The 25137-nt window shown below is 61.5% G+C and carries 24 protein-coding genes; 14 read left to right on the top strand and 10 right to left on the bottom strand.

Annotated features, from left to right (window positions below; all coding sequences use genetic code 11):
- Window position 1: 1 nt before the first annotated feature.
- From VSX56_RS10065 to VSX56_RS10050, 4 genes are all read right to left on the bottom strand, one after another.
- The gene (locus VSX56_RS10065) at window positions 2-2263 is read right to left on the bottom strand and encodes a type I secretion system permease/ATPase (protein WP_339113868.1); all 2262 of its coding nucleotides are present in this window, start codon (window positions 2261-2263) and stop codon (window positions 2-4) included.
- A 14-nt stretch (window positions 2264-2277) separates the two neighbouring features.
- Window positions 2278-3546, bottom strand: coding sequence for a TolC family protein (locus VSX56_RS10060; protein WP_339113869.1), 1269 nt, complete (start codon window positions 3544-3546; stop codon window positions 2278-2280).
- A gap of 71 nt (window positions 3547-3617) precedes the next feature.
- On the bottom strand, window positions 3618-6440 hold the full coding sequence (locus VSX56_RS10055) for an Ig-like domain-containing protein (protein ID WP_350936796.1): 2823 nt from the start codon (window positions 6438-6440) through the stop codon (window positions 3618-3620).
- Window positions 6441-6625: 185 nt separating this feature from the next.
- Window positions 6626-7075, bottom strand: a complete 450-nt coding sequence (locus tag VSX56_RS10050) for an NUDIX domain-containing protein (RefSeq protein WP_350936794.1) — start codon at window positions 7073-7075, stop codon at window positions 6626-6628.
- 132 nt (window positions 7076-7207) lie between these two features.
- Here VSX56_RS10050 and hslO point away from each other — a divergent pair, with 132 nt between their 5' ends.
- From hslO to VSX56_RS10020, 6 genes are all read left to right on the top strand, one after another.
- Window positions 7208-8230: an Hsp33 family molecular chaperone HslO gene (gene hslO, locus VSX56_RS10045; protein ID WP_350936791.1), complete on the top strand. Its 1023-nt coding sequence runs from the start codon at window positions 7208-7210 to the stop codon at window positions 8228-8230.
- Window positions 8223-8819 carry an NUDIX hydrolase gene (locus VSX56_RS10040; RefSeq protein ID WP_339113873.1) on the top strand — a complete coding sequence of 199 codons (597 nt, stop codon included), beginning with the start codon at window positions 8223-8225 and terminating at the stop codon, window positions 8817-8819. Before hslO ends, VSX56_RS10040 begins: the two co-directional genes overlap by 8 nt.
- Window positions 8816-9961 carry a CCA tRNA nucleotidyltransferase gene (locus tag VSX56_RS10035; RefSeq protein ID WP_350936788.1) on the top strand — a complete coding sequence of 382 codons (1146 nt, stop codon included), beginning with the start codon at window positions 8816-8818 and terminating at the stop codon, window positions 9959-9961. Before VSX56_RS10040 ends, VSX56_RS10035 begins: the two co-directional genes overlap by 4 nt.
- Window positions 9962-10025: 64 nt before the next feature.
- On the top strand, window positions 10026-11852 hold the full coding sequence (locus VSX56_RS10030; protein WP_339113875.1) for an ABC transporter ATP-binding protein: 1827 nt from the start codon (window positions 10026-10028) through the stop codon (window positions 11850-11852).
- A gap of 62 nt (window positions 11853-11914) precedes the next feature.
- Window positions 11915-13147, top strand: coding sequence for a class I SAM-dependent RNA methyltransferase (locus VSX56_RS10025; RefSeq protein WP_350936786.1), 1233 nt, complete (start codon window positions 11915-11917; stop codon window positions 13145-13147).
- 83 nt (window positions 13148-13230) lie between these two features.
- The gene (locus VSX56_RS10020; protein ID WP_350936784.1) at window positions 13231-13734 is read left to right on the top strand and encodes a L,D-transpeptidase family protein; all 504 of its coding nucleotides are present in this window, start codon (window positions 13231-13233) and stop codon (window positions 13732-13734) included.
- 74 nt (window positions 13735-13808) lie between these two features.
- Here the strand turns inward: VSX56_RS10020 and dalA are convergent, their stop codons facing one another.
- Both dalA and hemH read right to left on the bottom strand, forming a co-directional pair.
- Window positions 13809-14318 (bottom strand): divisome-associated lipoprotein DalA, encoded by a 510-nt coding sequence (gene dalA, locus VSX56_RS10015; protein ID WP_339113878.1) that lies wholly within the window; start codon window positions 14316-14318, stop codon window positions 13809-13811.
- Between the two features lie 122 nt (window positions 14319-14440).
- Window positions 14441-15502 (bottom strand): ferrochelatase, encoded by a 1062-nt coding sequence (hemH, locus tag VSX56_RS10010; RefSeq protein WP_350936782.1) that lies wholly within the window; start codon window positions 15500-15502, stop codon window positions 14441-14443.
- Between the two features lie 158 nt (window positions 15503-15660).
- Here hemH and otsB point away from each other — a divergent pair, with 158 nt between their 5' ends.
- Window positions 15661-16392, top strand: a complete 732-nt coding sequence (otsB, locus tag VSX56_RS10005) for a trehalose-phosphatase (RefSeq protein WP_350936780.1) — start codon at window positions 15661-15663, stop codon at window positions 16390-16392.
- Between the two features lies 1 nt (window position 16393).
- A complete protein-coding gene (locus tag VSX56_RS10000) occupies window positions 16394-17740 on the top strand; it encodes an alpha,alpha-trehalose-phosphate synthase (UDP-forming) (protein WP_350936778.1) in 1347 nt (448 codons plus the stop codon).
- On the opposite strand, the gene VSX56_RS09995 is transcribed toward VSX56_RS10000, so the two are convergent.
- The gene (locus VSX56_RS09995; protein WP_350936775.1) at window positions 17737-18570 is read right to left on the bottom strand and encodes a methyltransferase domain-containing protein; all 834 of its coding nucleotides are present in this window, start codon (window positions 18568-18570) and stop codon (window positions 17737-17739) included. The genes VSX56_RS10000 and VSX56_RS09995 overlap by 4 nt on opposite strands.
- On the opposite strand from VSX56_RS09995, the gene VSX56_RS09990 reads away from it, so the two are divergent.
- The 3 genes from VSX56_RS09990 (at window position 18569) to VSX56_RS09980 (ending at window position 20137) form a co-directional block, all read left to right on the top strand.
- Window positions 18569-19375: a double zinc ribbon domain-containing protein gene (locus VSX56_RS09990; RefSeq protein ID WP_350936773.1), complete on the top strand. Its 807-nt coding sequence runs from the start codon at window positions 18569-18571 to the stop codon at window positions 19373-19375. The two genes, VSX56_RS09995 and VSX56_RS09990, sit on opposite strands and share 2 nt — an antisense overlap.
- 36 nt (window positions 19376-19411) lie before the next feature.
- Window positions 19412-19669, top strand: coding sequence for a glutaredoxin 3 (grxC, locus tag VSX56_RS09985; protein WP_339113884.1), 258 nt, complete (start codon window positions 19412-19414; stop codon window positions 19667-19669).
- Window positions 19670-19732: 63 nt separating this feature from the next.
- Window positions 19733-20137, top strand: coding sequence for a MarR family winged helix-turn-helix transcriptional regulator (locus VSX56_RS09980; RefSeq protein ID WP_406871127.1), 405 nt, complete (start codon window positions 19733-19735; stop codon window positions 20135-20137).
- Between the two features lie 139 nt (window positions 20138-20276).
- Here the strand turns inward: VSX56_RS09980 and VSX56_RS09975 are convergent, their stop codons facing one another.
- From VSX56_RS09975 to VSX56_RS09965, 3 genes are all read right to left on the bottom strand, one after another.
- Entirely contained in the window at window positions 20277-21392 is a 1116-nt protein-coding gene (locus VSX56_RS09975; RefSeq protein ID WP_339113886.1) for a site-specific DNA-methyltransferase, read from the bottom strand.
- A 170-nt stretch (window positions 21393-21562) separates the two neighbouring features.
- A complete protein-coding gene (gene rnhB, locus VSX56_RS09970; protein ID WP_350936768.1) occupies window positions 21563-22195 on the bottom strand; it encodes a ribonuclease HII in 633 nt (210 codons plus the stop codon).
- Window positions 22196-22251: 56 nt separating this feature from the next.
- Window positions 22252-22749 carry a hypothetical protein gene (locus tag VSX56_RS09965; RefSeq protein WP_339113888.1) on the bottom strand — a complete coding sequence of 166 codons (498 nt, stop codon included), beginning with the start codon at window positions 22747-22749 and terminating at the stop codon, window positions 22252-22254.
- Between the two features lie 207 nt (window positions 22750-22956).
- On the opposite strand from VSX56_RS09965, the gene VSX56_RS09960 reads away from it, so the two are divergent.
- The 3 genes from VSX56_RS09960 to nspC all read left to right on the top strand — a co-directional run bounded on the left by VSX56_RS09960 (window position 22957) and on the right by nspC (window position 25113).
- On the top strand, window positions 22957-23241 hold the full coding sequence (locus VSX56_RS09960) for a hypothetical protein (protein ID WP_339113889.1): 285 nt from the start codon (window positions 22957-22959) through the stop codon (window positions 23239-23241).
- Complete coding sequence (locus VSX56_RS09955) at window positions 23213-23917, top strand: winged helix-turn-helix domain-containing protein (RefSeq protein WP_339113890.1); 705 nt, start codon at window positions 23213-23215, stop codon at window positions 23915-23917. The genes VSX56_RS09960 and VSX56_RS09955 overlap by 29 nt, the downstream gene beginning before the upstream one ends.
- Before the next feature lie 98 nt (window positions 23918-24015).
- Window positions 24016-25113 carry a carboxynorspermidine decarboxylase gene (nspC, locus tag VSX56_RS09950; protein ID WP_339113891.1) on the top strand — a complete coding sequence of 366 codons (1098 nt, stop codon included), beginning with the start codon at window positions 24016-24018 and terminating at the stop codon, window positions 25111-25113.
- The last annotated feature ends 24 nt before the right edge of the window (window positions 25114-25137 follow it).

The raw sequence follows: 25137 nt of genomic DNA, 5'->3' as shown, positions 1-25137 counted from the left end.
ATCAGCTTCCGGTTTTTGCTTTGGTGAGATGGGCAAGAACGGCGTCACGCGGGCCGTCCACTGCCAGTTTCCCATTCTGCAGGATAAGGGTGCGCGAGGTCAAAGTCAGGATCGGGACGCGGTGCGTCGCGATAATCGCAGTGCGACCTTCCAGCCACGTCTGCAACCGGCTGACCAGCGTGTTTTCAAGCGTCGTATCCAGTGCGGAGGTCGGCTCGTCGAGGATCACGACCGATGGATCCTGCAGCCAGAGCCGCGCCCAGCCGATCGACTGGCGTTGGCCGACCGACAGCCCCTCCCCGCCATCGCGCAACAGCAGATCCAGCCCCTTGGGATGGCTGCGCACGAACGGGCCGAGCCCTGCGAAGTCGAGCGCCTCGTAGAGGCGACTGTCATCGCGTTCGAGTTGGGTCAGGTTCAGGTTCTCGCGCAGCGTGCCCGCAAACAGCCGCACATCCTGACTGAGATAGCCCAGCGAGCGGCGCAGATCGCGCGGATGTAGCTGGCTGATCTCGATGCCATCCAGCAGAATGCGGCCCGATTGCGGATCATACAGCCCCGCCATCAGCTTCAGAAGCGTGGATTTACCCGATCCGTTGGTCCCCAGGACGGCAATTTTCTGGCCCGGCGGGATCTTCAGGTTGGGGATATCCAGAGTCAGCGAACTGTCCTGATCATACTGGAAGTTCACATGGCGCATCTCGTATTCGCCGCGCACCTGCGAGGTCCGCAGATAGGACCGGTCATCGGCCTGCGCCTGATCGGATTCGATGATCGCATCCAGTCCGTTCAACGCATGTTTCACGTTCGACCAACGCGACAGCGTGCCCGCAAGCTGCGTCAGCGGCGAGAGCGTGCGCGAGGTCAAAATGCCGATGGCAATGATCGAGCCCACAGTAAATTCGCCCGCAAAGACCTTATAGGCCCCGATTACCACGGCGGCGATATAGGTGCCCTGCTGGACCATCTGGGCCCAATAGGTCAGGGCTGCGGCCAGTTTGCGCTGCTCGGAGGATTTGACCGCCGACAGGGTGATCAGCTCCTCCCATACACGCTTGAACCGGTCCGCCCCGCGCGAGGTGGCCACGGTCTCGTGCTCGTAGATCGCCTCGTGCAAGAGGCGCGAGGCCCGCACCGAGGCGCCTTGGGTCGCCTCGGTCAGCCGGATCATCCTGCGCTGGAAAAAGAACCCCGGCAGCACCATGAGCACGGCCCCTGCAAGAAGCACCCAGAAGAGCGAGCCCCCGATGGAGGCCACAAGGAACAGGAACACAAAGATGAAGGGCACATCGGCGAGTGTTCCGATTGTGGAGGCGGTAAAGAACTCGCGCACCGAGGAGAATTCGCGCATCGCCGAGAACAGCTGGCTGGGCGATCGTTTACCCGGCGCGACCTTCATCCCCAGCAGGCGCTCCATCAGAAGCTGCTGGACCGAAAGCTCGATCTTGCGTCCCGCCATATCCATCAGCCCTGAGCGCGCCACCTTGAGCGCCATCTCAAGGCCCAAGGCCAGAAATGCCCCGATCGCCAGCACCCAGAGGGTCGCCGTGGACTGGTGCGGGATCACGCGGTCATAGACCTGCAGGCTGAAGAGCGCCACAGCCACCGCGAGCAGGTTGGCAAAGAGCGATCCCACGGCCACCTCGATAAAGGCGCGGCGCTGTTTGTGGAAAGCGCCCCAGAACCAGTGTTCACGCTCGGGAGTAACCTTGTGGCGCTCCTCGAGCTGTTTCAGCGAGGTCCGCGCGCGGATCACCGTCCCCGAGAAGAAGCTGAGGAAATCGCTGACCGGCACCTCGGCGCGCTGATCCTTGCAGGTCTTGTCATAGACGAAGAGGGTCTGTCCCTCCTGTCCGATCACCAGCACCATCTGGCCATTGGTCATCTGTGCCAGTGCAGGCCATTGATCGGGGGTGATCGAGGGGATCTTCTCGACCGAGGACACGAGCCCCGCCACGCGCAGAACGGCAGCGATATGCTCGGGCTTGATCTCGGCGGCCTCCTTGGCATCGCCGGTCAGCGCCGCCGTCGCCTCGCCCACCGCGCGCAACATCTGTTCGAGGATATCGAGAGCCGGAATGTCGGCCCCCAGAAGCCCCGCATAGATGGCCGCCAGTTCGGCGCGCGCCCGCGCCCGACCGGTCGCGGATTGCGCAGGGGCGGCTTGGGCCGTCTCGGCCTCGCTCCGCGTCGCGCGCACCTCTCCCTTCGCCCCATTCACATGGGACGCGTTGATATCAAAGGGGATGATGCGCTCTGCCAAATCTCTTTACCTTGTTAGATGACGCTCCCGTCGACGAGAAGTCCGTGTCGGCGGGCGATTTCCAGCCTTATCAACGCTATATCGTATTTCTGTCCAGCAAGGTCTTGCCGCATCTGGGCATAATTTTCAAACTGATTAACAAGCTCCATCAGGGTGCGGCCCCCAAGACGGTATTGTTCGGTATAAAGCGAGAGGCTCTTTTCCATCTCGGCCACCACGCCTGCATCGCGGCTCTGCTTGGCTTCGGCCATATCGAGCTTGGATTTCAGCGTCACATAGTCCTGGAAGGCTTCCTGACGGGTCTGGTCGACCTGCTGCTGCGCCGCCTGACGTGCGGCATCATAGGCCTTCAGCTGGTCGCCGGTGCCAAAACCGAAGCCTGCGCTCGTGCCGAGATCGACCCCGACATCGGGCTTGCCGGTACCGACAGAGGCGCTGGCCGAGAGGCCCGGCAGCAGACCGGCGCGATTAATCTTGGCCTGGGCCACGGTCAGGTTGCGGGTCCCCTGTGCGGTCTTGATGGCGAGCGCCTCGGGCAATGGCTCAGGAACCTTCAGCGGCTCGATCCCCTGTCCGCGCACCGACACGCCGCCTGTGAGGCTGTCGAGCTGCGCGGTCTCCGAGCGCACGGTATCGCGCAGGGTCGCCTCGGTCGCTTCCATATCGATCAGCTTCTGCGCCAGAACTCGGCGTTCGGACATGTCCGACAGACCGCCCTCCACGCGTTGACGCATGATGTCATCATATTCGGCCAGTTTGTTGGCGGCCTGCGTTGCAGCCACGCCCTCGGCTTCGGCCTGACGGGCCTTGATGTAATGCGACAGCGCCGTATAGACCTTGTCGTTGTAATCGGCCGAAAGGTTCACAGCAGCCAGCTCGACATCGGCTGCGGCATATTCGCGCTCGGCCCGCTTGGCGCCATTGTCGAACAGGACCTGATCTAGAACGATGGAGGTCGCCAGATCACCCAGCGAGGTCAGGCTGACCCCGGGTTTCAGCGACGGCAGCCAGTTCTTGGATTTGGCCTTGGCGGTCAGCTGCTTCACCAGAAGCTCGGACTGGGCCGCACTTTTCTGATAGGCTAGGACAGCCTTGGCGACCTGATCATAGGCCCCGCCCTGCGGCAGGATCGACCGCCGCGCCGCCAGATCGCCGATGATGGCGGAGCTTTGCGCCGTGGTGCCCGGCTGGGTTTCGGCAAAGCCGTTACCCGCGGGCGCATAGGCGGCCCGACCGGAGGGAAACGGCGTCCCCCCGCCCAGACAACCGGAAAGCGAGGTCATCACGACACTCAGAAGTGCCGCCCGGACGAGGACTGTCCGGGAATTGCACATTTTATCCATTGGCCAATGCCTTAGATGACGGTGGTTGAAATACTATCGTCGACATAGAGCTTGGCGTCTCCGTCATCGAGCGTATAGAGCGTATAGCCGTCCATATCCTGTGCGTCATCGGTCGCAACAGTCATACCGGACACATTCACGCTATCATCGCTATCCCCTTCGATCACCAGCGTATTCTCATGACCGGTCATGGCCATGATCTGGTCTGCCGAGATGGTCAGGTTCACATCCGCAAGGTCGAGATCGATCTTGGAGAAGTCGAACTGGTCCAGCCCGTCACGATCGAGGTTCAACGTGATTTCCGACTCGCTCGTTACTGTGAGGGTCGAGCTTTCATTGCCTGCCGCATCGACATCGGTCACCGCGAAATAGGTGCTCATCGCTTGCGAGTCGAAGGAGTAGATATCCTCGCCCGAACCGTCATCCGTAGCGGTCGCGGAGTTATCCAGCTCGGTCACAGTGCCATCGCTGTTGATACCGGACACGGTATAGCTGTCGGCTTCGCCGTCACTATCGGTATAGATCGCGCGGACCTTGCCCGATTGGATGGTGGCCCAGGTCACATCGGGCGAGTCCGGCGCTTCAAGATCATAGATAAAGCTGCCATTGGCCGCGCTGGCATTGGTGCCGTCAAGCACGTTGCCATGCACATCCGTCGCGCTGATCGAATAGGTCGCCGTGCCGGTGCCCTCGGGCAGATCATCCACGTCGAAGGCAGCAGACCATGTGCCATCCTCGCCCACCACGATCGTCTGGGTCGCGCCCGTCTGGTCGATGGTCACGGTGATGGTCGATCCTGCTTCCACCGTGCCGGAGATCGCGAAGCCTTCAGTCGCCTCCGCGCCGTTCACCGTATTGTCGGCGGTCACGGATGCGACCGAGAAATTCTCGACAACCGTGTCGAACACAACATCCAGTGTGGTCGAGCCGCTATTGCCATAGGCATCCACGGCAGTGACGGTCAGGGTTTCGGTGGCATCACCGCTATCGGGCAGATCCGCCGCATCGATGGTTGCGGTCCAGGTGCCGGCTTCGGCATCGACCGTTGCAATCACCGTGGTCCCGTCCGCCAGCGCAACCGTCACCGATTGCGCCCCGACTTCGACCGTGCCGGTCAGCAGCAAACCGCCCGAAGCTTCGCTCGCATTGACAACCCCATCCGCAAGCACGCTGTCCGGCGTGCCGGTTGCCACTGTCAGCGTATCAAGCACCGTATCGACCTTAATGGTCTGGCTGGTGGTCGCGGTATTGCCATAGCTGTCGGTTGCCGTTGCAGAAATCTCGGCCATATCGGTATCGGCAGGCACTTCGCTGGCGGCGAAATTCGCGCTCCATGTGCCATCTTCGCCCGCCACGACCGTGCGGGTGCCGGAGCCGAAGCTGATCGTCACGGTCGACAGCGCTTCCGCCGTCCCCGTCAGGATCACGCCCGTGGTTTCCGAGCCGCTGATCACATTATCGGCCATTTGCGTGCTATTGATTCCAACCGAGATCGAGCTGTCGACCGTCACGGCCTTGGTATCGGTGGCCACGTTGCCCGCGAAATCGGTTGCCGTAACGGTCGCCGTATAGGTGCCATCCGCAAGCGCGCTATCGGTGACAGTCGCCGTCCAGCTGCCATCTTCGGCCACAACCGCGTCATAGCTCTTGCCATTCAGCGTGACGGTGACCGAGGCCGCATCGGTATCGGTCGTGCCGCTTAGCGTGAAGCCCGCAGAGGCTTCGGCAGCATTCACGATATTGTCCGAGGTGACGCTGGCCGAAGAGAAGGCCACATCCATATCGGTATCGACGCTCACCGTATCGGTGATTGTCGAGACGTTGCCCGCCGCATCCGTCGCCGTGATGCTGACCGTGTAATCGCCCGTCACAAGGCTCGCGTCGTCGATGACCGCGCTCCAGCTGCCATCCTCGGCGATGACCGCCTCATAGCTCGCACCATTCAGCGTGACGCTCACCGAGGTGGCGTCCGTATCGGTCGTCCCGCTTAACGTGAAGCCCGAGGATACTTCCGCCTCGTTCACGATGTTATCCGAGGTGACGGCATCGGCGTCGTCGGTGGTGTCCTCGTCGTCCGGCTCTTCATTGCCGTCATCCGTGGTGTCATCATCGTCTTCGTCGGTGGTGTCCTCGTCGTCCGGCTCGTCATCGCCGTCATCCGTGGTGTCGTCATCGTCTTCGTCGGTGGTGTCCTCGTCATCCGGCTCTTCATTGCCGTCATCCGTGGTGTCATCATCGTCTTCGTCGGTGGTGTCCTCGTCATCCGGCTCGTCATTGCCGTCATCCGTGGTGCCATCATCGTCTTCATCGGTGGTGTCATCGTCATCACCGCTTCCGCCGCCAAGAGCCGCAGCGCCAGCCAAGGCTGCACCGCCCGCGAGCAACGGTCCGACCCCCATCAGGGGCGCGAATCCGGCCATACCGGCCGTATCTTCCTCTACAGGTGCCAGAATGTCATCGCCATCAAGGAAGGCGAGTTCGTCATTCGGGCTCCATTTGCCGATAATTTCCGGCTCGGAATAATTGGCAAACAGGACACCTTCGCCACTGTCTTCCAGATTGACCTGCGTAATCTCGCCATCGGCGGAGATATAAAGCTTGTTGGAGGGCACATCGAAATAGCCCGTCAGCTCGACGACACGCCCATCGGTCAAGACAACATGCAGGTCGCTGCCCGCGCGTTCGTATTTGAGAATGTTGGTTTTGCGCAGGTTGAGCGAGATCGCGTCGCCATCGCCCACCTGAATGAAATCACCGGCGCCGTCGCCGGCCACCGTACCACGAGAAACGCCGCCCGCAATATCACGGACAGCAAAGTCGACTGACTTCGCCATGATGTCTGCTCCGCCTCAAAGGATATGCGGCTCTTTTGACCGCTATTATTCTTGCTCGAGGTCATCGGTAGCGGAATTTTGCTGATACGCCTAGCTAAAAGTTTCTTAACGTCAATTAATAGCCATACTTATGACACAGGCGACACGCATGTGACAAAAATACGCCAAAATTCAGAGCCGGAATTTTAGGCTTTAAACGTGCCAAAAAATCGCTCCAGAAATACCTTATCCGCTTTGGATGAAATAATTTCTATCGTATTACCAATAGGTTGCCAGACAGCCTGATGTCCGGCCTCGCTCGGCTGCCCATAGCAAATCGTTGGTCTGGCGGTGTGAATATGGCAGATTTTCTCAGCCCACATATCATAATCAGGCATATAGACGAACCGCCGATAGGTGCCGATACGGCGGATCTCCGCGATGCCCCATCCGGTCTCCTCGCGGACCTCGCGATGCAGTGCGGCGATCGCGCTTTCGCCCGGATCTATGCCCCCGCCGGGCAACTGGAATTCCGGCACCGGAGCAGCCTGATGGGTCAGCAGGACCTGATCACCACGACATAGAAGCGCATAGGCTCCCGGTCGCATCCGGTATTTCTGCCCGCGGCGCGCCGCCTCCCCCAAACGTGGAATCATCTCTGGAATCCTTCTCCATATCCCGACAAAATAGCGCCAAACCCCTGCCCCCCTTGGGATCACGGGTTGTCGCGCCCATATGGGCAGGGTAATCCCGCCGCCAAGCCAAAGGCAAACCCCTCGAGGATCTATATGAGTACGCTATCCCAAATCGCCTGGGACGATACAGTTCTGCCATTCCAGCTCGACCGTTCCGACATCCGTGGACGTGTTGCACGGCTGGACGGGGTTCTGGAGAACGTCCTGATGCAGCATGACTACCCTGCCGTCGTCGAGGCGCTCGTGGCAGAGGTCGCCCTGCTGACCGCAATGATCGGCCAGACCATCAAGCTGCGCTGGAAACTGTCGCTGCAGGTGCGTGGTGACGGCCCGATCCGCATTATCGCGACCGATTACTACGCGCCTACCGCCGATGGCGAGCCTGCCCGTATCCGCGCGTGGGCCAGCTTCGACAAGGAGCGCCTCGATGAGGCCGCTTCCGGTTTTGAGCAGATCGGCAAGGGCTATTTTGCGGTTCTGATGGATCAGGGCGAAGGCACGACCCCCTATCAGGGCATCACGCCTCTGGCTGGTGGCTCGCTGACCGCCTGCGCGCAGGCCTATTTCGCGCAATCCGAACAGCTGCCGACCCGCTTCCAGCTGGCCTTCGGCCGCGCCACCCTGCCCGGCCAGTCCGAAGCATGGCGCGCCGGTGGTGTGATGCTGCAGCATATGCCGCCCGCCTCGCCCCTGCGCGCGCCCGAAGAGGGCGGCACCGAGAGCGAGGGCCTGCTGACCGCCGAGGACATCCTTGACGGCGAGGAAGGCGAGAACTGGAACCGCGCGAATATACTTCTGGACACGGTCGACGAGATCGAGCTGATCGGGCCGCGCATCCATGCGACCGATCTTCTGGTGCGATTGTTTCACGAGGAACAACCGCGCGTCTTCGATCCGCAGCGCGTGGAATTTGGCTGCACCTGCTCGGCCGACAAGGTCCGCAACAGCCTGTCGATCTACTCGGCCCGCGATATCGGCACGATGACCACCGAAGCCGGCATTGTCACCGCCGATTGCCAGTTCTGCGGTGCGCATTACGAGTTCGACCCGAAATCGCTCGGCTTCGAGGCCACGATCAACCCCGATGGATCGCCCGTCGAGGCCAAGGATGAGTGACCTCTCGTCCCGGTTACAGGCCGCCTTGGCCCGACCGGGGCGGCCCTCTTCGGATTATGATCTGAACGAGGCGATGACTTTGCCTGCGGGGCGCGTCCTGCGCCCTGCGGCCGTGCTGGTGGCTTTCGAGGACACGGCTCGGGGACCGCAGCTTTATCTGACCAAGCGCTCCTCGCATCTCAAGCACCATCCCGGCCAGATCGCCTTTCCGGGCGGCAAGGTCGATGCCGGTGATGCCGATGTCGTGGCGACCGCTCTGCGCGAGGCGCGCGAGGAAATCGGCCTGCCCTCCGAGAATGTCGAGATTCTGGGCCAGCTCGACCCGCATGAGACGGTGACCAGCTTCTCGATGGTGCCGGTTCTGGCCCGCGTCACCACACCCTTCATCCCGAACCCCGAGCCGGGCGAGGTAGAGGAGGTCTTTACCGTGCCGTTCGCGCATATCACCCCCGCCAATTTCCGTATCGAGGGCCGGCGCTGGCGCGGCACATGGCGCAGTTATTATGCCGCGCCTTATGGACCCTATTATATATGGGGCGCGACGGGGCGGATCCTGCGGTCTCTGGCAGACAGGCTGGCGCAGGTATGAGGCTGAGCGATGATTGGCTGAAGGCCCCCGCCACACGGGCCGTCATGCGCATGCTGGAAGAGGCTGGGCATCAGGCGCTGTTCGTCGGGGGATGTGTGCGCAACGCGGCCCTCGGTGCGGAGGTCAGTGATCTCGATATCGCCACCGACGCTCCGCCCGAACGGGTCATTCAACTGGCCGAACAAGCGGGGCTGAAGCCCATTCCCACAGGGATCGATCATGGCACGGTGACGGTGATCTCGGATCACATCCCGCACGAGATCACCACCTTCCGCCGCGACGAGGAAACCGATGGGCGCCATGCCGTCGTGGCCTTCTCGGACGATATTGCCGAAGATGCCGCGCGGCGCGATTTCACCATGAACGCACTTTATGCCCGTTCGGATGGCGAGATCCTCGATCCTCTGGGCAGCGGTCTGGCGGATCTGCAGGCCCGTCATCTGCGGTTTGTGGGCGTCCCCGAGGACCGTATCCGCGAGGATTACCTGCGCATTCTGCGGTTTTTCCGCTTCACCGCGTGGTATGGCGCGCCCGAGAACGGCCCCGATGCCGAGGGTCTGGCCGCCTGCGCCACCTTGGCCGAGGGTATCGACGGGCTGGCCCGCGAACGGATCGGGGCGGAGATGCGCAAACTACTGGCAGCCCCCGACCCTGCGCCTGTTCTTGCAACAATGGCCCGGAGCGGCATCCTGACCCGCATCCTGCCCGAGGCGGATCCCAAGGCCCTTCCGATCCTGATCCATCTCGAGGACGGCCTTCCCCCCGATCCGCTACGGCGGTTGGCCTGCCTCACCCCGGGCCCTGCAACCGCATCTTTACGACTGTCCCGCGCCGAGGCCAAACGGCTGGCGCGCTTGCGCGAGGCCGCTCAGGAGATCGGCTCGGCCACCGAGATGGGCTACCGGCTCGGCGCCGGCGACGGGCGTGACGCATGGCTCATCCGCTCGGCTCTGCTGGAAATGCCGGTTGCACCGGACTGGGCCGCGCAAATCACCCATGGGGCCGCACAGGTCTTTCCCGTCAGCGCCAAAGACCTGCTGCCGCAGGTGCAGGGCAAGGCGCTGGGAGAAAAACTGGCCGAGCTCGAAACCCGCTGGATCGGCAGCGGGTTCACACTTGATCGTGCGCAACTGCTGGACTGATCGCACGCGCAGCCTCTTGCCATATGGGATGCGCAGTCTAGCCTAGCGCCAAAGGAGCCTGCTTATGATAAACCCCTTCCGCCATGCCAGTTCCGCGCCCCCCACCCGTCTAGGCCGCTTTCTCGTCTGGTGCCTGCGTGGTGCATGGGGCGTGATTACGCTCTCGGCGGTGCTTTCGGCTGCGGCAGGCGCGATGGAGGTTGTCTCCGCATGGCTTCTGGGCCGCGTGATCGACAGCCTGATCTCTACGACGGCTGGCAGTCTCTGGTCCGATCACGCGGTCATCCTAGGCGGCTTCGTGCTGTTCTATCTGGTGATCCGGCCGCTGGTCTTCGGCCTGTCCTCTGCGGCCAACCACCTGCTGTTACAACCTAATATCTTCCCTCAGGTGCTCTCGCGCCTGCATCGCCATACGATGGGCCAGTCCGTTACCTTCTTCGATAACGACTTCGCGGGCCGCATCGCGCAAAAGCAGATGCAAACGGCGCGCGCGGTCACGGATGTCGCGCAGGGCAGTATCGAGACTGGCATGTTCGCGCTCTCCTCTATCCTGGGCTCGGCTGCAATGTTGGCCGCAATCGACGGCTGGTCAGCGCTGGCGCTGCTGTTATGGATGATCGCGATGGTTCTGGTAATCCGCGCCTTCCTGCCCCGTGTGCGCGTGCGCTCGAAAGATCGCGCCTCGGCCCGCGCGATGGTTTCGGGTCAGGTGGTAGATACGATCACCAATATCAAGACCGTCAAACTGTTCGCCAATACCCAGCATGAGGACCGCGAAGCCCTGGAGGCGATGGAGAGCTTCCGCATGCGGGCCATTTCCTTCGGGCGCGTCTCGACCAGCTACCGCACCGCCCAGATGGCCCTATCGGGGCTCCTGCCGGTCATTCTGGTGGGGGGCACGGTGCTGTTATGGCGGCAGGGCGGGGCAAGTGCGGGGGATGTCGCTGCGGCCGGTGCCATCGCCATGCGTATCGCGCAGATGTCGGGCTGGGTCTCGATGTCGCTCATGCAGATCTATGGCTCGATCGGCGAGGCCGAGGACGGGATGAACACGCTCGCCGCCACCCATGGGCTGACCGACAGCCCTGACGCTGCGGATATCGAGCGTGCACAAGGGGCGCTCCGCTTCGATCATGTCAGCTTCACCTATGGTCGTGGCGAGGGCGGGCTGCAGGATGTCTATCTCGATATTCCCAAAGGCCAGCGCGTCGGCATCGTAGGGGCGTCGGGCGCGGGAAAATCCACGCTCGTGGCCCTCCTTCTGCGGCTATATGACACCGAAAAAGGGGCTGTCCGGCTGGATGATACCGATATCCGCACCCTCACCCAGGAGAGCCTGCGCCGCCAGATCGCGATGGTCACGCAGGAGACGGCCATGTTCAACCGCTCCGCGCGGGAGAACATTCTCTATGGCCGCCCTGATGCCAGCGAGGACGAGATTATCGCAGCCGCAAAAGCGGCAGAAGCCCATGAGTTCATCCTCGATCTCGAGGACCACAAGGGCAATCGCGGCTATGACGCGATGCTGGGCGAGCGCGGCGTGAAACTGTCGGGCGGACAGCGCCAGCGGATTGCCCTCGCACGCGCCTTCCTCAAGAACGCACCCATTCTGGTGCTGGACGAGGCCACATCCGCACTCGATTCCGAGGTGGAGGCACAAGTGCAGGAAGCCCTGACCAATGTCATGTCAGACAAGACCGTGCTGGCCATCGCCCACCGCCTGTCAACCATCGCCGAGATGGACCGGATCGTGGTCATGGATAAAGGCCGGATCGCCGAGGATGGCACCCATGACGAACTTCTTGGCCGGAACGGGCTCTATGCGCGATACTGGAACCGCCAGTCGGGAGGCTTCATCGGCGCAGAGGACGCGCTCGATGCGGCGCAATAGGCTTTGCGTTACGGCCAAGGGCTGCTAAAGCCCCCTCAGCCAAAGCCAGCCGGATAGCCATCATGACCGATCAGACCCATATCATCGACCGCCTCTCCATTCAGGCGGATGGCGTTATCCGCACCGAGGATGGCACGATCTACGCGCCCCTCACGCTGCCCGGCGAGGAGATTACCGGCGAGGTCGCTGCTGGCCGGATCGCACAACCGAAGATCGTCACGCCCTCGGCCAGCCGGGTCCGGCCTCCCTGTCCGCATTACCGCAGCTGCGGGGGCTGCAGCCTGCAACACGGCGCGGACGAGTTCGTCGCCAACTGGAAGGCCAGCGTGGTCGAGACCGCCCTCAACGCTCGCGATATCCAGGCCAAGGTGACCGAGGTCATGACCTCGCCCGCAAACTCGCGCCGCCGCGCCACGCTGTCGGGGCGGCGCACCAAGAAAGGCGCGCAGGTAGGCTTCCACGGGCGCGCCTCCGGCACGATCACCGAGATCTCCGGCTGCACGCTTCTGCGCCCCGAACTTCTGGCCCATCTCCCTACCGCCGAGGCCCTGACCATGGCGGGCGCCAGCCGCAAAGGCGAGCTGTCGATGACCCTCACCCTCTCGGAAGCAGGCGTCGAGATTGCCTGCTCGGGCGGCAAAGAGATCTCTGCCGACCTATTCACCACGCTCTCCGAGATCGCCCATAAGAACGGTTTGGCGCGGATTTCGTGGAATGGCGAGATGATCGCCGCGATCCGCCCCGCATGGCAGGCCATGGGCCGCGCGCAGGTCGCCCCGCCCCCCGGCGCCTTCCTGCAAGCCACGAAGGAGGGCGAGGCCGCTCTGACCGAATTTGTGCTCGAAAATCTCGGCAAGGCGGCGAAAGTGGTCGATCTCTTCTCGGGATCGGGCACCTTTACGCTGCCGCTGGCGAGCCATGCCGATGTGCATGCGGTCGAAGCCGAAGCGCCCATGCTCGAGGCGCTCGATCAGGGCTGGCGCAAGGCCCAAGGACTTCACCGCGTGACCCATGAGGTCCGCGATCTTTTCCGTCGTCCGCTTCTTCCCGACGAGCTGGACCGTTTTGACGTAATCGTGATCGACCCGCCACGGGCCGGTGCGGAGTCCCAGATTGCCGAAATTTGCAGCTCGAAGGCCAAGCGCATCGTGCATGTTTCCTGCAGCCCCATTACTTTCTCCCGTGATGCCAAGACCTTGCTGGAAGCAGGTTTCGTTATGGAAAAGCTAATTGCCGTCGATCAGTTCCGTTGGTCAGCCCATATCGAAATCGCAGCGCTGTTTACTCGTTGTTAACCACGAATAAAGCAGACTCGATTTAAAGGCAGATAAAGGCTACAAGGCCTATCGAGCAGACCTACCAAACAGGCAAAAAACAAATGCAACGCAGAATGCTACTGACGGGCCTCAGCGCGCTGGCCCTTCTTTCCGCTTGTGGCGGGGATAGCACGAAATTCAAGAATTATAACGGGGCTCCCGTTACGCAGATCCAGGTCTTCAAGAAAGACCGCAAGATGTATCTGTTCTCGGGCGATCAGGTGGTGAAGACCTATGATATAGCTCTGGGCGGCCAGCCGGTCGGCCCCAAGCAGTTCGAAGGCGATGGCAGGACGCCGGAAGGCGTCTACTATATCGACGGGCGCAATCCGAATTCGGCCTATCACCTGTCGATCCGCGTGTCCTATCCGAACCCGCAGCAGGTCGCTTTTGCCGAGAGCAAAGGCCGGAACCCGGGCGGGGATATCTTCATCCATGGCGAGAATAACGCGGATAAGCGCGGCAAGAAGGACTGGACCGCTGGTTGTATCGCGGTGACCGACGCACAGATCGAAGAGATCTATTCCATGGTGCTCAACGGCACCCCGATTTTCATCTATCCCTGAGTGCCAGACAGGCACCGGATGGATATGAAAAAGGCCCCTTCGCGGGGCCTTTTCTTATGGCTTCTTATGGCAGGTCAGCGACCCGTCAGCATGGTCCACCAGATCTTGCCCGAAGGTTCCTGATACCATGCAAAGCCCATCTGCGTCGCCGCCGGGTTGAGGATCACGTCGCGCGTTTCCGGATCGGACATCCATGCCGAAAGCGTCTCGGTCTCGGTTTCGTAGGTCTCCGAGATATTCTCGCCCACGACCTCGCCATAGAACCCCGCACGTTTGGCGCGATCGAGCGGCGAGGAGCCATCCGAGCCCCAATGCCACGGACGGTTCTGTTTCGCCATATCCTTGCTATGCACGGTCGCGGCAATCGCCAACTGGGTGTTGAGCTGCATCGGGCCGGTGCCACGCGCGGCGCGCAGGCTGTTCACCGCTTCCAGCGCGCGGGTCGGGATGACCTCCGCATCGCTTTTGGTGATCCGGTAGACCTGCGGCATCGGCTTGCCATCAGGTGCCAGCTGGACGTCGTTTGATGTGGTCGCGCAGGCCCCGAGTGCCATGAGCAGCGCAAAGAGAGGGAGTGCTTTCATACCATCCACCGTCGAATTCGTTGATCGCCAGCGATACACGCAGGCATACGGGCCTTCAAACCCACAGTTCCGTGATAATACCGAATGATCCGCCCCTGCGGCAAGAACGCCATGATCGCGGCTCAGATACGGTTGATCCAGCCTTGCAGGTTCTCCTCGATCACCTCGCTCAACAGCGCGATATGGGCATCGTCATCGTTGAGACAGGGAATATAGGTGAAGCTCTCGCCTCCCGCATGCTCGAAGGCCTCGCAGATCTCGCCCTTGATCTCCTCGAGCGTCTCGATGCAATCGGCCGAGAAGGCGGGCGAGATGACGGCGATGCGTTTCTTGCCCTCTTTCGCCAGCTCGGCCACATGTTCGACCGTATAGGGCTTGAGCCATTCCTCGCGACCGAAGACCGACTGGAAAGTGGTATGGACGCGGTCTTTCTCCCAGCCCAGACGCTCGCGCAGAAGGCGCGTCGTCTTCTGGCACTGGCAATGGTAGGGGTCGCCTTCCATCAGATAGCGTTTGGGCATCCCGTGATAGGAGCAGACCAGAACATCGGGTTGCGCGCCGTCGGGATAGGCCTTGAGGACCGATTGCGCCAGGGCCTCGATATAGTTCGGACGGTCGAAATATTCGGGGGCGACACGAGCGGCGGGCTGGCGTTTCTGTTTCATCAGCGCCTTGAAGAACGCGTCATTGGCCGTGGCCGAGGTCGCGCCTGCGTAATGCGGATAGAGCGGGAAGAACAGGATCTTCTCGCAGCCGTTCTTCACCATCCGGTCCACCACGGATTGTGTCGAAGGATTGCCATAACGCATGCAGAAATCGATCTCGACCGCCTCGCCGAACAGGGCCGCCATAGACTGTTTCAGCTTGGCCACCTGCTGTTTGGTAATGGTCATCAACGGGCTTTCATCAGCCTCGTTATTCCAGATGGTCTTGTAATTGGCACCCGAGGTAAAGGGACGTTTGGACAGGATAATCAGCTGCAGAAGCGGTTGCCATTTCCAGTTCGGGATATCGATCACGCGCTTGTCGGACAGGAACTCCCCCAGATAGCGCCGCATCGACCAGTAATCCGTTCCATCCGGCGTACCGAGATTGGCCACCAGAACCCCGATCTTGGCCTGAGGAGGCACCTTCGGGTGGTCTGCAGGCGCATGTGCGAGGCGGGAATTGGCGGGCATTGTCATCGAAAGATCCTGTCGCGTTTTCGGAACCAACCCGCAGATAACGCGTTCCGTGGAAGTGTCAAAGCGCAAATTGGCACAACCGCGTTCCGGCTCCGGCAGAACGCGCCACCCGTTTCTTTGACACATAAAGCATTCTGGACTTACTCTCAGGTATGGATATGACCGAACCACGCACCGAGGTGCCCCCGCTCGATTGCAGGACCAAAGCCCTGTTTCTGGATTTCGACGGGACATTGGTCGATATTGCGCCAACCCCCGATGCCGTGATCATTCCCGCGGATCTCGGGTCGCTCCTGGCGCGGCTGAACACCGCACTCGGCGGGGCGCTGGCCATTGTCTCGGGCCGTTCCCTGAACGAGCTGGAAAGCTTCCTGCGCGGCTTTGACGGGATCATGGTCGGCTCGCATGGCTCCGAGGCGCGCGGGATGACGCCACCTCTGGACAGACTGCCCGAAGGTCTGGAAAGCGCGCAGACCGAAATGCGCGACTATGCCACCTCGCGCGGGCTCCTTTACGAGCATAAATCCATGGGTGGGGCGATCCATTTCCGCGCTCTTCCCGATGCTGGCCCCGAGGTCGAGGCTTTCATCGAACGCCTTGCCATCACCAATCCGCGTTTCGAGGTGCAGCCCGCCAAGATGGCGTTCGAGCTGCGTCCGGCCGGATTTTCCAAGGATGGCGCCTTGCAGATCCTGTCCGACCAGCCCGATTTCAGGAACCGCTCGCCGATCTATATCGGTGATGACACAACCGACGAGCCCGCACTGGCCTGGGCGGAAACGCATGGCGGTTTCGGCATCAAGGTGGGCGATGGCAAGACCCGCGCAAGTCAGCATCTGCCAGACCCAGCCGCTGTTCTGGACTGGCTGAGGGCGGGGCTGGAGCATTAAGATGGGACGTCTGATCTGTATCTCGAACCGCATTCCTTCGGGGCCGAACCCCTCGGGCGGGTTGGTCGTGGCCCTGCATGACACGATCAAGGAAACAGGAGGCATCTGGATCGGCACCTCGGGCGAGATCGTGGAAAATCCCGAGAACCGCCTGCGCGAGATCAATGACGGTCCTTTCCGGCGCATGGCCTTCGATCTTAGCGAGGCCGAACAGCAGAATTACTATTTCGGCTTTTCCAATCAGGTGCTGTGGCCGCTCTTCCACGGGCGCACCGATCTTCTTGAAATCCACGCCGAATATCTGGATGGCTACAAGGAGGTGAACCGCCGCTTCGCCAAGATGCTGATGGAAGTGATCAGGCCCGATGACCGGATCTGGGTGCATGATTACCACCTGATCCCTTTGGCGCTCTATCTGCGCCAGCTGGGTGCCACGAACCGGATGGGATTTTTCCTACATACCCCCTTCCCCAATCCGATCACGCTCGAAGCGCTGCCCAATGCCGGCGATGTCTGCGAGTGGCTGGCCAATTACGAGGTTGTCGGCATGCAATCCGAACGCGATGCCCGCGCCGCGATTGCCTGCCTTACCGAGGTGGCCGAAGGAAGGGAAATGGCGGGTGGTTTCGTGCAGCTGGGCGCGCGGCAATGCCGGATCGCCGCCTTCCCGATCGCCATCGATGCGCAGGAATTCCGGTCTCTGGCCGAGGCACAGGTCGACCGTCTTCCATCTGGCGTCATCAAGCCCGAGCGGCAACTGATCATCGGGGTGGACCGTCTGGATTATACCAAAGGCGTGCCGCAGAGGTTCAAGGCGTTTGGCGAATTTCTGGCGCGCCATGACAACTGGCACCGCCACGTCTCCTATATCCAGATCAGTCCGCCCACCCGCGAAGGGGTTGAAGCCTATGACAATATCCGCGAGGAGACCGAACATCTTTCGGGCTGGGTGAACGGGCAATATGCCGATATCCAATGGGCGCCCATCCGGTTCATCAACCGCCCCGTGCCGCGCGAGACACTGGCGGGGCTCTACCGCGCGGCGCAGATCGCACTGGTGACACCCCTGATGGACGGGATGAACCTTGTGGCCAAGGAATTTGTGGCAGCCCAGAACCCCGAGGATCCTGGGGTGCTGATCCTGTCGCAATTCGCAGGGGCCGCCGAGCAGATGGAAGATGCGCTGATCGTCAATCCGCACGATATCGAGCAGATGGCCACCGCCATCATGACCGCGCTCGCCATGCCACTCCAGGACCGCAGACGCCGCCATGAAGCCCTGATGGACGTGCTGCTGAGCAAGGATGTTGCGTGGTGGTCGAAAGGGTTCCTGACCGCTCTGGGCTAAACCGGCCTGTCACCCGTAGGCAGCTCGAACGTGCCCAGAGCCTCGGCCAGCCTTGCGCGGGCCGAGCCCGGACGGAGCGGTTGCTGCTGGCTTGCATGGGGCTTCCATCCGGTCAGCCAGATGGTCTCGAAGGTTGCATGGATGCGCCCCTCGTCATCGGCATAATTGGCCAGATAGGTCTCCAGCGCGCGCATCAGCACCGCACGGCGCGTGAAATGGCGCGGGCGGGCGGCTTGCGCATTGGTCTCGCCCATCGCGCGCAGATCCTCGAACAGGCGCATCGGATTGGCATAGGCCACATCACGGGTCACGCTATCGGCCACCGGCAGCGCCAGCCCGACCCGCTGTAACAGCGCCCCCAGATCACGCATCTCGCCCATCGGCACCACACGCGGGCTCAGGCCACCTGTGACAGCCACCTCGGCCTCGGCCAGAGAGGCGCGCAGCTCGTGCAGCGTCTGCCCGCCAAAAAGAATGCCGATGAATAGCCCATCCGCCTTCAGGGCGCGGGCGGCCTGCACGATCTGGCCCACCGGATCATTGGCCCAATGCAGCGCGAAAGCATGCACCACCAGATCATGCGCTCCCTCTTCCAGACCCAGCACATCGGTATCGGCCACAATCTTGGCATCCGGCAGCACGGGCGCGAAGATTTCGGGGAAAGGCGCGATGAGAGCGGGTGATGTAAAGGTTCTATTAACCTCGATCAGCCTCTCCTGAAGATCGCCCACCGCTTCCTCCTGCAGGAACAGGTCAAGCCCGCGCGCCCGTGCGCGCAGGCGTTGGCGGTCGAGGGCTTGGCGGTCGGTGAGAAGCGGAGGTGTCGTCATGATAGGGCCAGAAGATAGATCCGAAGATCCGCGAAGGCCAGAGGCGATTACAGGGCTCCACTTCCACGCGCGCCGTCATGCCGGCCGTCATGCACGGGCGCTTCTACGCATGATCTACCCGCCGCTCTGCCTTGCCTGCCAGACCCCCGTGGTAGAAGAGGGCGCCCTGTGCAGCGCCTGCTGGCCCAGAACCCCTTTCATTCGCGGGCTCTCCTGTGAGACCTGCGGCGCACCTCTGCCTGGCCAGTCCGATCGCGCAGCACGTTGCGACACCTGCCTGCGCGATCCGCCGCCCTGGCCTAAGGCCCGCGCTGCCCTGCGCTATGACGACAATGCGCGGGCAATGATCCTCGGGTTCAAACATGGCGACCGCACCGAGCTTGCCCGCCCTTTCGGGCGCTGGATGGCACAGGCGGGGCGCGATATTCTGGGAAAAGATTGTGTGCTGGTTCCGGTGCCCTTGCATCCGTTCCGGCTCCTGAAGCGCAAATATAATCAGGCCGCCCTTCTGGCACGGGCCGTTTCACGCGAAACAGGCGTCGATCTCTGTGTCGATCTGCTCAAGCGGATCCGGTTCACGCCGCCGCAGGAGGGACTCGACCGCGCGGGCCGTGCCGAAAATGTCGCGGGGGTCTTCGCCCCCCATCCAAAACGCGCAGGCGTCGTGCAGGGGCGGACGATTGTTCTGGTGGATGATGTGATGACCTCGGGCGCGACGCTAAGGGCCGCCCATGAAGCCCTGCGACCATTAGATGCACGCAAGATATATGTCCTGTGCCTTGCCCGCGTTGCAAAAGATACCTAGATCGCGGTAAATCGCCTGTAACCGAAAGGAACCGCTATGAAACGCGTCGAGATCTACACGACCCGCACCTGCCCCTTCTGTGTGGCGGCCAAACGCCTTCTGGACAAGAAGGGCGTCTCTTACGAGGAAACCGATGTGGGTGCCGATCCGGGCCTGCGTCAGGCGATGACCGCGCGTGCGGGTGGCAAACGCTCGGTGCCCCAGATCTTCATCGGCGATATCCATGTGGGCGGCTGTGACGACCTCCATGCGCTGGAGGCGAAGGGCCATCTCGACCCGATGCTGGCCGACTGAAGGTAAATGCCGGTGAGCGAGCAATTCGACCCCCTTGCAGCGGCCCTGTTTTCCGAGGTCTTCATGGCCGACCAGCTGGCGCGCAACGTGGTCAGCCGAGTGCTGCCCAAGGGCATGGAACTGTCTCATTTCTCGGTGCTCAACCATCTGGCCTATCTGGCCGAAGAGCGCACACCGGCCCAGCTTGCCGCCACCTTCCATGTGACGCGCGGCGCGATGACCAACACCCTGTCCAAACTGGTTTGGGCAGGGCATGTCCATATCCGTCCCGACTGGGATGATGCGCGGCGCAAATTCGTGTCGATCAGCCCTGCGGGGAAATCCGCCCGCGATGCCGCCTTTGCGGCACTGATGCCGGTGATCACCGATATCGTGCGCGATATCGGCCCCGAGAAAGTCCGTCAGGCCCTGCCGGTGATGCGCGAGCTGCGCGCCAAACTGGAAGCCGTGGGCCAGAGCGGCAGATAATCCGATACCCGGAATCAAAAAGACCCCGCCGGCAGTCGGCGGGGCAAGGTAGCGCCCAAATGGCAGTATACATGGGCGCTGGCGGTTAACGCCCTGCCGCCCGAAAGCCGCAGGGTCTCATTCCGTCATAATGCCCAGATCAGTTGGGACGATCGCCCATCTCCGCGCGGATCTGCTGGCGCAGCGTGTCGATCGGCACCAGTTTGCCATCGCGCTTGTAATGCCAGTAGGTCCAGCCATTGCAGGAGGGCGCACCCTCGAGCTGTGCGCCGACCTGATGGATCGAGCCTTTGATATCCTTGCCGATCAGCGTCCCATCGGCGCGCACCTTGGCAGTGTAGCGGTTGCCTTGGCTCACCAGTTCCTCGCCCGGACGCAGCATGCCACGCTCCACGAGCTGGCCGAAAGGCACACGCGGTTCTGCGCGTTTGGAGGTGGTGACCTCCAGCGCCTCGGCATCGAGCTTGCGGGTGCGGGCCAGACGCTTGGTCGCCGCCTCGCGATAGCTCTCCTCGCGCTCGATCCCGATATAGTTGCGGCCCAGCATCTTGGCCACGGCGCCGGTGGTGCCTGTGCCGAAGAACGGATCGAGGATCACATCGCCCGGATTGGTGGTGGCGATGATCACGCGGTGCAGAAGCGCCTCGGGTTTCTGGGTCGGGTGGGCCTTGTTGCCCATGTCGTCTTTCAGACGCTCGCCGCCGGTGCAGATCGGGATCACCCAGTCGGAGCGCATCTGCACGCCTTCATTGAGCGCCTTGAGCGCCTCGTAATTGAAGGTCGGCTTGGCTTTCTCGGATTTCGAGGCCCAGATCAGGGTCTCATGCGCATTGGTGAAACGCTTGCCGCGGAAATTCGGCATCGGGTTCGACTTGCGCCAGACCACATCGTTCATGATCCAGAAGCCCTGGTTCTGGAGCTCGGCGCCCATGCGGAAAACGTTGTGATAGGATCCGATCACCCAGATCGCCCCGTTGGGCTTGAGGATGCGGCGTGCAGCGGCCAGCCAGTCGCGGGTGAACGCATCATAAGCGGCGAAGCTGTCGAACTGGTCCCATGCGTCATCGACGGCATCGACCTTGGAATTGTCTGGGCGGTGAAGCTCGCCCTTGAGCTGGAGATTGTAAGGCGGGTCTGCAAAGATCAGATCAACGCTGTTTTCCGGAAGGGCGTTCATCTGTGCGATGCAATCACCTGCCAAGATCTGATTGAGCGGGAGATCGGCCTTAGCCGCCCGCGTACCTGCTTTTGTCATACTTGCCTCATGCCTATCCTGTCCCGTGAAAGACAGGTTACCGCCGAATTTTATCGGTCTGATTTGACTGATTTTACTGCTCTTACCATGCCGGCATTTTTGCCGATCTTGTGGGACCAAACATGGCGGAACCGGCCGAGAGCGTCAATTTCTTTAATTGCTTCCGAGGCCTATATTTTGACTTGGCACAAGATATTGTGGACGGGCTTGAAGCTTTTGCGATGGACTGGGGTCACACCAAATTCCGCAAGTGCTGCAAGATGTTGTGCCGTAGGGTAACCGGCATTCTGCTCCCAGCCATACTGCGGATACTGTTGCGCCAGCGACACCATCAGCGCATCACGTTCTTCCTTGGCGAGGATCGAGGCGGCGGCAATGGAGACAGAACGTCCATCGCCTTTCACCAAAGGCTCGGAAGCGATCTGCAGATCCTTGGGCACGCGATTCCCGTCCACCAGTGCATAGTCCGCCTGACGCGAGAGGCGCGCCACCGCCCGCACCATCGCCAGATGCGAGGCGTGGTAGATATTGAGCGCATCGATCTCTTCGACGCTGGCATGGGCGACACACCATATAGAGTGTTCCTTGATCGCCTCGACGAGGCCGGCCCGCCGTTTCGCGCTAAGCTTTTTGGAATCGTTCAACCCCTGCGGGATATACGCCGGATCAAGAATGACCGCCGCTGCCGTTACAGGGCCACACAGCGGCCCGCGTCCAACCTCGTCAACACCGGCCACGGAGTGAAAGCCGCGGGCGTGTGCCGCGGCTTCGAAAGAATAATCGGGAGTGGTTTTTGTGCTCATATCCTGTCTTGGCATAAAAGGCCGCCTCCCGACAATGATCCGTTAGCGGCGATCCCTTAGCGACGACTCATGCGGAAGCCGCGATCCTCGAGGCAGTTCTGGCCGTAAACCTGCTGGCGGCGCCCGTCCTGACGGATGTCGATCACGCAATTCTGCGGCAGGCGGCGGTCGGCGGTATGGTCGGCACAGCGCTTGTCGACAACCTCGCTCCAGCCGCGCGGGGTGCGCACCTTCGAAACGCAGGATTGCGAATAGCTCGGGCCACGATCGAAACGGCTATCGCGGCGATCATCGCGGCGGTTATCATAACGGTCACGACTGAAATGGTTATCGCGGTTGTTCTCCCAGCCATAGACGGGGCGCTTCGGCTGATGGTCTTTCTTCTTGTCATCCTTGTCGTTCATCTTGTCGATCAGCACGGCGGCCGCGCCGATTCCGATAAGGATGCCGAGCGCCTTCTTCTGGTCGGCATCCATGGCGGCCGCGGGCGAGACGGCAGTGAGGCTGAGGGCCAGCGCGGTGGTGGCGGCGATGATGCGGGTCGCGAGGGACATGATCGAACTCCTGATAAAGAGGCTTCGGAAGGACCCCGAAGCGGATGGGACCAGATGCCCCTCTGGCTGCAAGACAGGCAATATCAGCCCCCTGTCATCGGATAACATAGGCAGAATGGCGCGGATCGGGCCTCTGTCATCGGATAACATCCGCGCAAAAAGCCTTTGCTATTGAATGGCAAAGCACAGTTGCGCAAGATCCGGCCTATGAAACATCTCTTTCTGATCCTCGCGCTCATATGCGCTATAGCAGCACCGGCGCAGGCGGACTGTTATGCCGATTACAAGGCCAAGCAGGACGATCCCTTGCGGCTGCATTACGGGGTTGCGAAACTCCCTGACACTGCCTGCAGCCGTGACGCGGCGCGGGCCGAGCTGGCTCCGCGCCTCAAGCGTGGCGGCTGGACGCTTTTGAATATCGTCTCCACCTTCGGGGACGAGGGGTTGGAAAAAAGGAAGCAAAGTGCGGGAAGCTATTTCCTCCGTTACTGAAGGGCTCAGGGCGGGCCAGCGCGCGCTGGTCTGGGGAGTCGTGGCGATCACCGCGATTCTGGGTCTGGCGGCGGCGTTGCTGTTTCTGGCGCTGCCGGATGCGGATGCCTTCAACACGCGGGTCGAGCAGATTTTTGTTGCCAATGACGCACTGACCCAACCCACCCAGCTGCGGCTTCTGGAGGTGCTGGCGCAATCGGGCACCGCATTTTCCGAAGTGCTGCAAAGCTACCGGATGATCATCTTCATCCTTCTGGTCTTTGCCACAGCGCTTCTGGTCGTGGCGCTGGTCTTTCTGATCATGATCATCGCCCAGAACAAGCGCATGGCCGAGATCAGCCGTCAGGGGATCGAGGTGCAATCGCTACGCATCCTGCGAGCGGAAAACATGGTGATGCTCAATGATATGGGATTCACCCTCACTCCCGCCGCGATCGAGACGCTGGCCGTGCTGGCCGAGGCGCGGCTGGATGACGACATCCTGACAGGCACCCAGATCGAGGCGATGATCACCGGCAAGCCCGAAACCGATTGCGAGGAATCCGCCGGCGCCACGCGGATCAAGCGCCTGCGCGACAGTCTGGGCAACCAGCTGGTGGCCGAGCTATTGGTGCGCAATATCGCCCGCAAGGGGTATACGCTGGCGGTCGAGCCTGCCCGCCTGAGGGTCGATTAGGGCGCTGCTTCGGTGCCTTCGTTACAAAGGCTTCGCTTGCGGGCGGGTCGCATCGGCCCTATATGGCCAAACGACTGTCCCGTAGCCGGAGATGCCCTATGCAAACGCCTTTCTATCTGCTTGATCGCGCGAAGCTGGTCCAGAACATGGAAAAGGTTGCCCGCCTGAGGGAGCTGTCGGGCGCCAAGGCGCTTCTGGCGCTCAAGTGCTTTGCCACCTGGTCGGTCTTCGACACGATGCGCGACCATATGGATGGCACGACGTCCTCCTCGCTTTACGAGCTGCATCTGGGGCACGAGAAATTCGGCAAGGAAACCCATGCCTATTCCGTGGCTTGGGCCGATCACGAGATCGACGAGGCGATTTCCTATGCCGACAAGATCATTTTCAACTCACTGAGCCAGCTCGACCGCTTTGCCGCCAAGGCGCAGGCCAAGGGCATCCAGTCCGGTCTGCGGCTGAATCCGCGGTTTTCGACCTCGGGATTCGATCTTGCGGACCCCGCACGGCAGTTCTCGCGCCTGGGCGAATGGGATCTGGAGCGGCTGGAAAGCGCGCTTGACCGAATTTCCGGCGTGATGATCCATTACAATTGCGAAAACGGCGATTTCGACCTTTTCGACCGCCAGCTGACGCGGATCGAGACCGAATTCGGCTCCTTCCTGAAAAAGCTTGATTGGGTCAGCCTTGGCGGTGGCATCCATTTCACCGGCGAGGGCTATCCGCTTGAAAAGCTGGCCGCGCGTCTGAAGGCGTTTTCCGAAAACCTCAGCGTGCAAGTCTATCTCGAGCCGGGCGAGGCGTCGATCACCAAGACCGCAAGCCTTGAAGTGACGGTGCTGGACATTGTCGATAACGGCAAGAAGGTTGCCATCGTCGACAGCTCGATCGAGGCGCATATGCTGGACCTGCTGATCTATCGCGAAACGGCGAAACTGCCGCAGGGCGGCACGCATGACTATCAGATCGCGGGCAAGACCTGCCTGGCCGGCGATATCTTTGGCGATGCGCGTTTTGACAAGCCGTTGGAAATTGGCGACCGTATCAGCATTGCCGATGCGGCAGGCTATACGATGGTCAAGAAGAACTGGTTCAACGGTGTGGCCATGCCCGCCATTGCCATCCGCGAAGAGGACGGCTCCATCACGCCGGTCCGTGAATTCACCTACGAAGACTACCGGTCTTCGTTGTCCTGAGGGTTAAAAGCCCCCTTCCCCTGT

The sequence above is a fragment of the Thioclava kandeliae genome, assembly GCF_040297545.1.
Taxonomy (GTDB): Bacteria; Pseudomonadota; Alphaproteobacteria; order Rhodobacterales; family Rhodobacteraceae; genus Thioclava; species Thioclava kandeliae.
This window is presented reverse-complemented; position numbering and strand designations above follow the sequence as displayed.